The sequence below is a fragment of the Ammoniphilus resinae genome (assembly GCF_017873965.1).
In the GTDB taxonomy this organism is placed as follows: Bacteria; Bacillota; Bacilli; order Aneurinibacillales; family RAOX-1; genus Ammoniphilus_A; species Ammoniphilus_A resinae.
On the sequence record NZ_JAGGKT010000009.1, the window covers coordinates 142,292 to 154,726 of the forward strand.

General features: G+C 43.5%; 12 protein-coding genes. 7 read left to right on the forward strand and 5 right to left on the reverse strand.

What is annotated here, in order from left to right:
• The first annotated feature begins 52 nt into the window (after positions 1–52).
• The 4 genes from J2Z37_RS15235 to J2Z37_RS15250 all read left to right on the forward strand — a co-directional run bounded on the left by J2Z37_RS15235 (position 53) and on the right by J2Z37_RS15250 (position 4,868).
• Positions 53–535, forward strand: a complete 483-nt coding sequence (locus tag J2Z37_RS15235; RefSeq protein WP_209811140.1) for a DUF2306 domain-containing protein — start codon at positions 53–55, stop codon at positions 533–535.
• A 23-nt stretch (positions 536–558) separates the two neighbouring features.
• A complete protein-coding gene (htpX, locus tag J2Z37_RS15240) occupies positions 559–1,443 on the forward strand; it encodes a protease HtpX (RefSeq protein ID WP_209811141.1) in 885 nt (294 codons plus the stop codon).
• 589 nt (positions 1,444–2,032) lie between these two features.
• A complete protein-coding gene (locus tag J2Z37_RS15245; protein WP_209811142.1) occupies positions 2,033–3,784 on the forward strand; it encodes a methyl-accepting chemotaxis protein in 1,752 nt (583 codons plus the stop codon).
• A 169-nt stretch (positions 3,785–3,953) separates the two neighbouring features.
• On the forward strand, positions 3,954–4,868 hold the full coding sequence (locus J2Z37_RS15250; protein ID WP_209811143.1) for a phosphate ABC transporter substrate-binding protein PstS family protein: 915 nt from the start codon (positions 3,954–3,956) through the stop codon (positions 4,866–4,868).
• A 398-nt stretch (positions 4,869–5,266) separates the two neighbouring features.
• Here the strand turns inward: J2Z37_RS15250 and qoxD are convergent, their stop codons facing one another.
• From qoxD to qoxA, 4 genes are read right to left on the reverse strand one after another with little or no spacing between them, the layout of a single operon-like run.
• Positions 5,267–5,551, reverse strand: a complete 285-nt coding sequence (gene qoxD, locus J2Z37_RS15255) for a cytochrome aa3 quinol oxidase subunit IV (protein WP_209811144.1) — start codon at positions 5,549–5,551, stop codon at positions 5,267–5,269.
• Position 5,552: 1 nt separating this feature from the next.
• On the reverse strand, positions 5,553–6,149 hold the full coding sequence (gene qoxC, locus J2Z37_RS15260; protein ID WP_209811145.1) for a cytochrome aa3 quinol oxidase subunit III: 597 nt from the start codon (positions 6,147–6,149) through the stop codon (positions 5,553–5,555).
• A gap of 3 nt (positions 6,150–6,152) precedes the next feature.
• Complete coding sequence (gene qoxB, locus J2Z37_RS15265; RefSeq protein WP_209811146.1) at positions 6,153–8,096, reverse strand: cytochrome aa3 quinol oxidase subunit I; 1,944 nt, start codon at positions 8,094–8,096, stop codon at positions 6,153–6,155.
• Positions 8,097–8,120: 24 nt separating this feature from the next.
• Positions 8,121–9,005 carry a cytochrome aa3 quinol oxidase subunit II gene (qoxA, locus tag J2Z37_RS15270; protein WP_209811147.1) on the reverse strand — a complete coding sequence of 295 codons (885 nt, stop codon included), beginning with the start codon at positions 9,003–9,005 and terminating at the stop codon, positions 8,121–8,123.
• A 173-nt stretch (positions 9,006–9,178) separates the two neighbouring features.
• Here qoxA and J2Z37_RS15275 point away from each other — a divergent pair, with 173 nt between their 5' ends.
• The 3 genes from J2Z37_RS15275 to J2Z37_RS15285 all read left to right on the forward strand — a co-directional run bounded on the left by J2Z37_RS15275 (position 9,179) and on the right by J2Z37_RS15285 (position 11,411).
• Positions 9,179–10,165, forward strand: coding sequence for an AEC family transporter (locus tag J2Z37_RS15275; protein ID WP_209811148.1), 987 nt, complete (start codon positions 9,179–9,181; stop codon positions 10,163–10,165).
• A 22-nt stretch (positions 10,166–10,187) separates the two neighbouring features.
• Positions 10,188–10,760, forward strand: a complete 573-nt coding sequence (locus J2Z37_RS15280; protein WP_425340327.1) for an acyl-CoA thioesterase — start codon at positions 10,188–10,190, stop codon at positions 10,758–10,760.
• 75 nt (positions 10,761–10,835) lie between these two features.
• The gene (locus tag J2Z37_RS15285) at positions 10,836–11,411 is read left to right on the forward strand and encodes a nitroreductase family protein (protein WP_209811149.1); all 576 of its coding nucleotides are present in this window, start codon (positions 10,836–10,838) and stop codon (positions 11,409–11,411) included.
• 3 nt (positions 11,412–11,414) lie between these two features.
• Here J2Z37_RS15285 and J2Z37_RS15290 read toward each other — a convergent pair whose 3' ends face one another.
• Positions 11,415–12,308, reverse strand: a complete 894-nt coding sequence (locus tag J2Z37_RS15290) for a LysR family transcriptional regulator (RefSeq protein ID WP_209811150.1) — start codon at positions 12,306–12,308, stop codon at positions 11,415–11,417.
• Positions 12,309–12,435: the final 127 nt, after the last annotated feature.

Consider the following 12,435-nt stretch of genomic DNA (forward strand, 5'->3'; position numbering starts at 1 on the left):
GTCCTATTTCCTGTTGTATAATATTGGTATTGTCATTGCAGGAGGAAAAGGGATGAGCCTATATAATATTTTTCTTTTTGTTCATATAGTTTCTGGTGCCATCTGTTTAATAACGGGAGCGGTCGCTTCCTTTGCAAGAAAAAGAAAAGGAAGGCATACCATCATGGGGGAAATCTACCACGGAGGGTATGTTGCTATTTTAATTAGCTCCGTTGTCATGGCCATTATGCATTGGTCGGAAAGCGCGTATTTATTCTACATTGCCCTCTTTTCATACGGGTTAGCTCTCTTTGGGTATCTAGCAAAAAAGTATCGCTGGAAAAATTGGCTGACGAAACACATTAGCGGGATGTTGGGTTCTTATATTGGTATTATTACGGCAACGCTCGTAGTGAATGGCTCAAAAATTCCATTAATTAATGAAATCCCTTCGCTTATTCTTTGGCTTGCGCCAACGATCATTGGTACACCTATTATTTCAATTGTAAATAGGCGTTATGTAAAAACAAAGAAGGTAAAAGAGATAGCACAATAAAAGGAAGAATTGAGGAAAAAAGCATGTTTAAAAGAATTGGATTGTTTTTCTTAGTCAACATCCTTGTCATAGTGACGATTGGTATTATTACCAGTCTATTGGGAGTGCGTGGGTATATCACCTCCCAGGGGATCGACTTTGGTGCTTTACTAGTCTTTAGTGCGGTTGTAGGTTTCTCGGGTGCGTTGATTTCTCTCGCAATGTCAAGGATGATGGCAAAATGGGTGATGGGTGTTAAAGTGATCGACCCTAATGGACCACTACACCCGGCGGAACGCCAATTGCTTGATGAAGTGTATGCTCTTTCCCGAAAAGCAGGAATCATGGTGATGCCGCAAGTGGGGATTTATGATTCTCCTGAGGTGAATGCCTTTGCCACAGGCCCAACGAAGAACCGCTCCCTAGTAGCAGTATCCCGCGGCTTATTGGAAAGAATGGATCGCGATGCCGTTTCGGGTGTACTAGCCCACGAGGTAGCGCATATTAGCAACGGCGACATGGTTACGATGACTTTGCTGCAAGGTGTGATTAATACCTTCGTTGTGTTTTTGTCGAGGATTTTCGCATATGTTGCTTCTCGCTTCGTAAAGGAGGATATTGCACCCATTGTCCATTTTATTGCGGTCATCGTCTTTGATATTTTGTTCTCGATATTAGGCAGTATGGTTGTCATGGCCTTCTCCCGCTACCGGGAATACCATGCAGATGCAGGCGGCGCCTACTTGGCTGGCAAGGACAAAATGATTCACGCTCTGCAATCCTTGAAACAGACCGTTCAGTTTGTAGATACAGAACAACAGTCAGTGGCAGCCCTTAAGATCAGCGGGAAAAGGGGAGGATTTCTCAGCCTCTTCGCCAGCCACCCCGATTTAGACGATCGGATCGAGCGCTTGAAAAGAGGAAGATAGTTCGATTTTAATGTGGGATGTCCTTCACGGAAGTTGTGAAGGACATTTTTTTTTGGGGCTGGCCTTTATGAGGGTGATTCGGACTGAACCCGGTTGGCCTCGCCTGCCAGAGTCCGAATCACCCTTGGATTCGGACTGAACCCGGTTGGCCTCGCCTGCCAGAGTCCAAATCACCCTTGGATTCGGACTGAACCTGGTTGGCCCCGCCTGCCAGAGTCCGAATCACCCTTGGATTCGGACTGAACCTGGTTGGCCCTGCCTGCTAGAGTCCGAATACCCCCCGGATTCGGACTGAACCCGGTTGGCCCCGCCAGCCAGAGTCCGAATCCCCCCCCTGATTCGGACTAAACCCGGCTATCCCCGCCAGCCAGAGTCCGAATACCCCCCTGATTCGGACTGAAACTCGCTAGCCCCGCGCCCCAGAGTCCGAATACCCCCCTGATTCGGACTGAAACTCGCTAGCCCCACTCACTACAGTCCGAATCGTCCAAAATCCTCACCATCTTTTTACAATATCTACATACTAAATTAACAATTATGGGATTAAATGAAGGAAAAAGAACTTCCACCAGGGGAACGGGGTTAAATCATGAAAAATAAAAAACTGCTTTTCTATCTCAAACCGAGACGTATCAAGGGGCTCAAGTCATTTTTTCTCAACGCCAACCGCCTCAAGGATTTTTCACCCTACTTTATGCATAAATTTAACCTGTCAACGATTCTCATCTTACCGATCATCTTCGTGATCATTGCCTCCTCGGCAATCATTGCTTATGTAAGCTACGAGAAGAATAAACAGTTGACGGTATCCTTTATTGAACAGCAGCTTCAATCTTCTGCTGAAATGATTAAGGAAAAGGTCACGATTTTAAAGTCCACTGTACCTAACGAAGAGTTTAACTCTAAACTTTCATATGCCTTAACCTTAAACCAAAACAAATTTAAGACCACTGATCTAAACCCTATGCAATTCAAAATAACAAAGGATGGGAAGCTTGAAAAGTTCGCAGGGTTTGAAACGGAAATGCCAGCTATCCCTCCAGCAATCATCGACCGTATGGCACAGCAAAAGCAGGGGGTTGAGCATATCGATGGATTAACCCTTTCTTATACCTATCAGCTTGAACTAGATGAAGCTTTGTACGTCATTGCACTCAAGGACCAAGAATATTTAAAACCCGTTAATGAATATCGCAATCTTACCATCGCACTTTCGATCATTACTATTTTTCTCGCATGTCTAGTGGGATTCTTGACGATTCGCAAAGTGACGAAGCCGATTGCGCTACTCAAACAAGCGATGGAGAGGGTTTCTGAGGGGAACCTGCAGCACAAAATCCAATTGCGCTATTCCAGTAAAGAGATCGAGGCGGTTTCAAAGGGATTTAATGAGATGGTGGATAGTTTGAATACGTTAATCGGTCACATCGATAGTAGTGCAAAGCTTGTTGCCGAATGTTCGGGGAAATTAACCTATACGTCTGATGAAACCAAACAGGCATCGGAAGAGATCGAATCTGCTACGGGTGAAGTAGCTAGTGGAACCGAGAAACAAGTTAGATCAGCTGCGGAAGCTGCACATATTTCGGATGAGATTAAGAGTGGAATGCAGCAAGCTGCCATTTCTATTGACCATGTTGAGGTCTCCACAACGACGGCGAATCAGAGAGCCGCGGCGGGAAATCAACTTGTTATTCAGACCGTTGAACAAATGAACCTTGTGCAAAAAACAGTTGGAGAAACAGCGGATATGGTTTACTCGTTGGGGGAAAAGTCAAACCGTGTGGATCAGATTGTAGCGCTCATAAGTCAGATTGCTAAACAAACCAATCTCCTTTCCTTAAATGCGGCCATCGAAGCTGCTCGGGCAGGGGAAAATGGTCGGGGGTTTGCCGTGGTTGCCAATGAAATCAGAGGTTTAGCTGATCAATCGGAAAAAGCAGCGAATCAAATCCAAGAGATTATTGAAGAAATCCGTGACGAAACGAAACAAGCCGTGACATCCATGACACGCGGCTCGGGTGTGTTGGCAGAAGGAATAGCCATGGTGAACCAGACGAGGGATGCCTTTCAGCAGATTGTGCAGGCCGTCGAGAAGGTAACCGTGGAAACAACAGGAGTTTCAGTCGTGGTTAATAAAGTCAGTGAACAAACACAAAACATGGCCCTAAGCATGGAAAATATAGCGTCTATTTCAAAGCAATTTGCTGGAAGTATGCAATATGTAGCAGTGGCTGCACAGAATCAAAGTGCGTCTACAGAAGAAATTTCTGCCGCAGCTGAGGATTTAAGCAATTTATCAAAAGGACTGCAAGAGGTTCTCGTGAAATTCAAGGTGTAAAACAAGGTGGCTCCATGTAGCCACTTTTTTCTTCGTTCACAATGAAAGCGGTTTATTTCTCTAAACAATTTGTTTACAGTTCATTAATATTATCTCAACAACCATTCTTTATAATCAAAATTGTTAAGAACAACAAATACGAAACAAACTTCTAAAGGGGGATTTACAAGTGAAGAAATTTGCATTACTTTCTGTTACAGCACTTACCATTCTAAGCGCAGCCTTAACTGGATGTGGAGCGAGCAACCAGCAAGGTGCGGCTGAAACGCCAAGCCAAGCAGAACAACCAAAGGCTGAAACAAAGAGTGGATCCATCACCGCTGTTGGTTCTACGGCATTACAACCACTTGTTGAGCAGGCTGCAAAATCTTTTATGAGTGAGAATACTGGTGTTACCATTCAAGTACAAGGTGGCGGAAGTGGTACCGGTTTATCACAAGTAGCTTCTGGTGGGGCAGATATTGGGAACTCGGATATTTTTGCAGAAGAGAAGAAGGAAATCGATGCGGCAGCATTGAATGATCATAAAGTAGCTGTCGTTGGTATGGCAGCAGTAGTGGGTAAAGACGTGAAAGTGGACAACTTAACTAAACAACAATTAATCGATGTATTTACTGGAAAGGTAACGAACTGGAAAGAGGTTGGGGGAGAAGATCAAAAGATTACCCTCGTTAACCGTCCTTCAAGCTCTGGTACTCGTGCAACATTCTATACTTTTGCCTTAGACAAAAATGAAGAAGCACAAGGAATTACTGAGGATTCTTCCGGTACGGTACGTAAGATTATCGCAGAAACTCCCGGTGCAATTGGCTATTTAGCCCTTTCCTACCTCAATGATAGCGTAAAAGCACTGAAGTTGGACGGTGTTGACCCAACTCCTGAGAACATTCAAACAAACCAATATCCTGTATGGGCATATGAGCACATGTATACAAAAGGTGAAGCTACTGGAATTACAAAGGATTTCTTAGATTACATTCTTGATGACAAGATCCAAAGTGAAGTCGTAACCGAAGCTGGTTATATTCCTGTATCCAGTATGAAAGTTGATCGTGATGCAGCTGGTAATGTAACAAATAAATAAGTGAATCAAGGAGGCGCCCTGGTCAAAGGGGATGCCTTCTTTTTTTGTCTGCCAAAAAGTTTGACAAATTTGTGAACACGCTCAATAATAGAGAAAAAGGAGGGTGAGTAAAATGGGGTTCCAACAGAAGTTCCTGAATATTGTGAAGATCATCAGTGGTTCACTCCTTACCCTAGGAATCATCCTTTTTTGCCTCGGTTTATTTGTATATCATGACAGCATCTTCGCGGCAATTGGCATAGGTACTGTGATGAGTTCGGTCTTCATTTTTTTATGTGGAGTATTTTTTTCAGCTTCAGAAGAGATGGTGATGATCATCCACAATCGCGATCAAATAGCCCAAACAAAAAAAGAAGAGCGCCTATACTCAGATAGACACCCTTTGTATATGCATCGCCCTACACATAACCCCAGATCATGCATAGTAATGTTCCGAAGACGGTAACTAACGCGATGGCCAATGAATAATAGATATTCGTGTAAATAGATCCTTTATCCCCGGTTTCCCCAGCATGCATGAATACAACCAACTGAACGGCTGCCTGCACGAAAGCGGTGACGAGCAAAATGGTCATCCCTGCGGTAAAAGATAGATCAAAGAAGTAAACAGCAAGGGCAATGGCCGTAAGCAGCAGGGAAAATCCAAAGCCTATAACCTGTTTACGTGGGAATAGTTCCATCATATTACATCATTCCTTTCAAGTAGACGAAGCTGAAGATAAAAATCCACACCACGTCTAGGAAATGCCAGTACAATGAGAAAATAAACGATTTATTCGCTGTTTCAGGTGTAATGCCATGCTTTCTAACCTGCAGAATAATAAAGAATCCCCAGACTAAACCAAATGTCACGTGTGCACCGTGTGTCCCGAGGGTGGTTAAGAGAATCGCAGTAAAGGCGCTAACTTGCAATCCTGCGCCAATATGCACATAGTGCATGAATTCGTAAATTTCTACTCCCAGGAAGGTCAGCCCTAGAAGTAAAGTAATCGCATAGAAGGTGATCATCGCTTTGGTTCTACCGATCCGCATGGCATGCACGCCAAGACCGATGACGAAACTACTGGTTAACAGGACGATCGTCTCGATTAAAACAGGCGTGATTTCAAAAATCTCTGCCCCCGATGGACCGGAACCGGTCCGATCCACCAAGGTGAAGTAAGAGGCAAAAAGCGTACCGAAGAGCATGATCTCCGCCCCAAGAAAAATCCAAAAACCTAAAATATTAAGCTGGTTTTGATCTGTACCATATTCAAGGGGCAGCGAGTGATCTATTTTCATCGTTTATGCACCTCGCAATTTTGATTCAGTTTCTTTAATTTCTTTTACGGAAATGTAATACCCAGGATCCCTTTCAAAGGAACGCTGTGCCATGCAAATAAATATACCGATCGTTGCTAGGATCGCAGGGATCCATAGAGAAAAGACAAAGGAAAAACCCCAGATAAAGAAGATACAACTCATGATAAAGGGGACACCGCTGTTACTTGGCATATGAATCTTTTGAACTTCCCCTTTAAATAATTCATGCCCCTTTTTCTTTGCATCCCAGAAAGCCTCACTTGAATTGGCTTGTGGTGTAATCGCAAAGTTATAGGCTGGAACAGGGCTTTGTGTTGCCCATTCCAGGGTACGTGCATCCCATGGATCCGCACTGATATTTCTTGATGCGTAACGTGTGCTGTAGTAGACGTTGTACGCAATTAAAGCAAATCCAACGGCAAGACCCAGAGCACCAATAAACGAAAGCATATTTAGCGGTCCGAATCCAGTTGCCTCTGAGTAGGTATACATGCGGCGAGCCTGGCCGTCCAACCCGGTAAAGAACATCGGGAAGAAGGTTACATTAAAGCTGATTGCAATAAACCAGAACGCCCATTTTCCAATCCTTTCATTGAGCATGAAGCCAAACATCTTTGGCCACCAATAGGTTAGACCAGCGATCATCGCAAATACAACACCTGGAATGATCGTGTAATGGAAGTGGGCAACTAAAAACATCGTGTTATGGTATTGGTAGTCTGCACTTGCCATCGCCAGCATGACTCCAGTTACCCCACCGATCGTAAAGATCGGAATGAAACCAACCGCATAAAGCATCGGAACCGTAAACTCAATCTTTCCTTTCCACATCGTGAAAAGCCAGTTAAATATTTTAATCCCTGTTGGGATAGCAATCGCCATGGTGGTAACAGAGAAGATGCTGTTCGTTAAGGCACCCTGACCCATGGTAAAGAAGTGGTGTGTCCAGACTAGAAAGGAAAGGAAAGAGATCCCTACCATCGAGGCAACCATCGATTTATATCCGTACAAGTTTCGGCGGGCAAAAGTGGAGATAACCTCACTATACACCCCAAACGCCGGCAAAATTAGAATGTAAACTTCAGGATGGCCCCAAACCCAGAACAGGTTTGCCCATAACATATCCATTCCGCCATTTGTGGTAGCGAAGAAATGGGTGCCGAATAGGCGATCCATGGTCATCATGATCAAAGCCACGGTTAATACCGGGAAAGCGAAAACAACAATGACGTTCGCCGTTAGGGCAGACCAGGTAAACATCGGCATTTTCATCAAGGTAATCCCGGGTGCTCTCATCTTCAAAATCGTTACGATGAAGTTAATTCCCGACATTAAGGTACCCAATCCAGCAATTTGCAGGGCGAGCGCGTAATAGTTTGTTCCAACAGAAGTACTGAATTCATTACCCGCTAGAGGAAAATAAGCTGTCCAGCCTGCATCAGGAGATCCTCCGATGACAAAAGAGATGTTGAACAGCATCGCCCCCATAAAGAATAGCCAGAAACTCAGTGCATTCAACCGAGGGAAAGCTACGTCACGTGCGCCTATTTGCAGTGGCACGACAAAGTTCATTAAGGCGTAGATAAAAGGCATCGCCATGAAGATAATCATCACGATTCCATGTGTCGTGAATACTTCGTTATAGTGTTGTGCATCGAGCAGTGTGTTTTCCGGAATCGCCGTTTGCGAACGCATCATAATCGCATCGACGCCACCGCGGAATAGCATCAGCAAAGCAGAAATAAGATACATAATCCCAATCCGTTTATGGTCAACGGTTGTTAACCATTCCCGCCATAAATATCCCCACTTTTTAAAGTAGGTCAAGCCAGCGACAATCGCAATCACAGTTAACCCAATCGCCACCATTGAGGCATAGATCGGTGCACTTGGATGTGGGATGGCAAAACGTTCAAAGAACTCCATAGGTTATGACTCCTTTCTGTATTTTTATTCAGCCATTGCAGAATGTTCGGTATGTGACGGCATCATATGATGTTCCCCATTCTCACCCTCGGGAGCAGGGGAGAAGTCTAAATGGGTTCCTGTATACGTTAATCGTCCCAGGTGCCCAGGATCTAATAATTCATCGAATTTTTCTTGAGTAAGAGGTTTCGCTGTTGCCTTGACTTCTTCTACCCATTTCTCAAATTCGTCCTGCGGCATCGCTTTGACATCAAAAGTATTCTCTGCGAAGCCTTTTCCGCTAAAGTTTGCATTTCTTCCCATATATTCGCCCGGTACATCTGCCGCAAGGTGGAGGGTGTTCACCATATCCGACATCGCGTATTTTTGACCACCGAGCTGTGGAATCCAAAAACTAGTGATGGGTCCGTAAGAATATAATTTAAATTCCAAAGGACGATCGGTAGGGATATATAAGTAATTGACAGTTTCAATATTTTCTTCAGGGTAACTAAAATGCCATTTCCAGTCGGAAGAAGAAGCGTAAACAACCAGCGGTTTTTGTCCTTCGTACCCTTTAGGCGTGGTCTCTACCTGCTCGTTGGATTGGATCGTGATCACAGAGAGAAAAATCACAATGATCACCGGAATCCCGATACAAATGGATTCCACCAGCTTGCTCCCTTCAATATGTGGGGGCTCATAATCTGCCGGCTGTTTAGAGGCACGGTATTTAACCAACATAATGACGAGGAGAATAAAAACCGCAGCAACGATGATGGACATCGTCCAAATCGATATCATAATCACATCTGCTTGTGTTTGAGCCTGAGGCCCTTTGGGGTCAAGAACCATTAATTTATTGTTGCAACCTGTAAGCACGGTGATAATAGTAAAAATTGAACTTAAAATAGCCCAATTCCACTTCATAGAGGCCACTCCTTTCTTTTTCTAGAAGCTTCCTTTCAGATCGACGTCGTTACCCCTAGCTTAGTACCGGCAAAAAAAAATAACAATGAAATGTGAAAGATGTCACAAATTGTTCAAGGGAAAGGTGTGATTTTTGTCACAGATTATTCAAGAACTCTCTGGGAGATATTCTTTTGCTAATTGACCAAATTGACTCACTTCCGTATAATCTGATTTATCAGATTGAGGTCGATGATTGTAGTAGGGCTCGACGGGAAGGTCACATCATGTTAGAAATTCTATCGATTGTTTTGCCTATTTTTATAGTTTTTGCCTGCGGATTTTTCCTTAAGAAAAGATTTAAAACAGATATTGCCTCTTTATCGAATGTCGCATTCTATTGTCTGCTGCCGGCACTAGTTTTTAAAACGTTTTATACGTCACATATTAGCCGTGAAATTGGATGGATCATTCTTTTTGCGGTAGCCTTAATTATTGTTTTACTCTTGTTTACACTGCTAGTTTCGAGGTGTTTTCGTTATGATAAGGGCACCGAAATCGGGTTGCTTCTCGGCTCGCTTTTTGGAAATGGGGGGAATTACGGCAGCTCGATTATTTTATTGGCTTATGGACAGGAAGGTTTTGATTGGGCGATTGCTTACTTTGTCATTCAATCGATGATGACAAATTCCTTTGGGGTCTTTTTGGCTGCACAGGATAGTTCTGGGATTTGGGTAACCCTAAAGAAAACGTTCAAAATGCCGATTCTTTACGCGGGCCTCCTTGGGTTCCTGTGCAAATCTCTGGAAATTGAATTGCACCCCATAATCTACACACCGATCGAATTGCTCAGCCAAGCAATGATTCCTTTACTGATGTTAATTCTCGGGATGCAGTTGGCCATGATCAAAAACTTCGGATTTATGAAAGGGGTCACCTTGGGAGTATGTATCAGGCTCTTGATTTCTCCGCTGCTTGCCTATTTTATTCTCATGTTGTTTCCCTTTAACGAGCTGGCTCATAAGGTCCTGCTTCTTCAAGCGGCAATGCCTACGGCTGTCGTGGTTACTCTAATTACACTTCAATACAATCGCACACCGGAGATGGTTGCTGGGATTGCCATGTTTAGCACGCTATTTTCAAGTGTGACGGTTTCTGTTCTTTTGTATCTGTTGCAATGAAGATGTATTTGACATCTAGCCAATGGGGAAATTAACCTATAATCATCATTTTGAAGGAGAAAGTATGGAAGCCAAATATTGCAAGGAATCACGTATTGTGAAGATGAGTCATGTTTTACCACCGGATACAAATACACATGGTACGTTGTTTGGCGGCAAATTGATGTCCTACATAGATGATGTGGCCTCTCTTTCTGCGACTCGCCATAGTCATCGAACGGTTGTCACGGCTTCAACAGATTCTGTCCATTTTTTAAGCCCGATTACACCAAATGATGCCGTTATGCTGGAATCCTACGTGGTTTCTACCGGGAGAACCTCGATGGAGGTTTTTGTTAAAGTCATTGCAGAAAATTTATATACAGGAGAACGGCGAATTTCCGCTACTTCCTTTTTGACCCTTGTAGCTTTAGATGAGAATAATAAACCGGTTCCTGTGCCTCCTGTTATTCCCACTACCAAGGAGGAGACCAAGCTTCATGAATTAGCGCCACAACGGGCAGAGATGCGAAAAGCACGGCGCGCGGAGAGCAAGGAATTTGCCTCCTATTTAACCACAGAAGATTACCATGAGCAAACCAAATGTGAAACGTAAAAATTGGGGCATATCATGCCTCACTGTATCGTATTCATTCTATGAATAGATTCATTTGCAAAGGATGTGACAGCAATGGACGTAATAGATGCCATAAAATCTCGCAGAAGCATCGGGAAGGTAAAGCGGGATCCGGTTAGTATAGAGTTGGTTGAGAAAGTATTAGAGGCTGCAACATGGGCACCCTGTCACCATCTTACAGAACCGTGGAGATTTTTTGTTATGACAGGGGACGGGAGGAAGCTTTTAGGAAAGACATTGGGTAAGATTGCCGAAGAGGGCATGGAGGATCTGACAACAGTAGAAAACCAGGAGAAGATCAGGAAGCAAGAGGAGAAGGCCCTTCGTGCCCCAGTGATTATTGCCGTGGCCGTGACCCCGTCCGATAATCCGCGAGTTGAAAGAATAGAAGAATTCGCGGCGGTCAATGCCGCTATTCAAAATATGCTTCTTACCGCACATGCCTTAGGTTTAGGGGCAGTCTGGCGGACGGGAAAGCCAGCCTACCATCCGAAGATGAAAGAATTGTTTAGTTTGCGCGATGAAGATGAAGTACTTGGCTTTGTTTATATGGGCTATCCTGATATCGAACCACCTGTTCGCCATAGAAAACCGTTTGCTGAAAAAACTATATGGATGGATTCTAATTAAGGATTATGATTGTAGCAACAAGAACTGCTCCGCAACGGCAATAAATTCACGAACCGTAAAGGGCAGATACCGATTTTTCTTCCAGATCATTCCTAGCTCCAGGTTGATTTTTGATTCATGCAGGGGAATAGCCTTTATCTCAGGGTTGTTTAATTGCTGGCAAATTTTGCTTGGCAATAAAGCAACCCCTATTTTAGCTTCTACCAATTCCACCATAAGGTCTTTTTGCGAGCTTTCGCAAACAATGTTCGGATAAAAGTTGCTTTTTGCACATTCCTCTATAATCCGGTCATAAATGGAAAAATCTTTTCGATATAGGATGAAAGACTCGCTTTTTAATTCAGATAAGTCGAGAAGTGGTTTATTTACCAATGGGTTATCTTTATGGACAATCAATAGGAGTGGATCTTTCAATAATTTAATCAACTCAAAACTATCACCGTGAATGGGTAAATTACAGATTAGCCCAATATCCAATGAACCCTCTTCAACACCTTGCTTAATCATTTTTGTACCGACTTCAGACAAGGTGATCTCGACGGATGGATAAGATTCTTTATATTGACTAATTAGTTTAGAGAAAAAAGATGCACCAATAATGGGTGGAATACCGATGCGGATTTCACCCTTTTTTAATTTCATGATGTCGTTTAGCTCCGAAGTTAGATTGTTGAAAGTTTCCAACACATTCTTGGCATTGATTAAGACCGCTTTTCCCGCATCTGTTAATTCCAGTTGTCTAGATGATCGATAAAATAATGGAACCCCTAATTCCTCTTCAATACTTTTGATTGCTTTACTGATTGATGGTTGGGAAACATGCAATGTTGCTGCTGCTTTTGTAAAGCTCAAGTGTTTCGCCACCTCAGAGAAGTATTCCAAATGCCGAATATCCACTTTACCCACCTCCATTTCTAACTTGCCATGGTGTCACGCTTAGTACTTTAGTGCGGCATAGGGGTCTGACCCCTTCATCAAACTAAAGCGATATAACCAAAAGGCATAATACACATTCGAAATATAT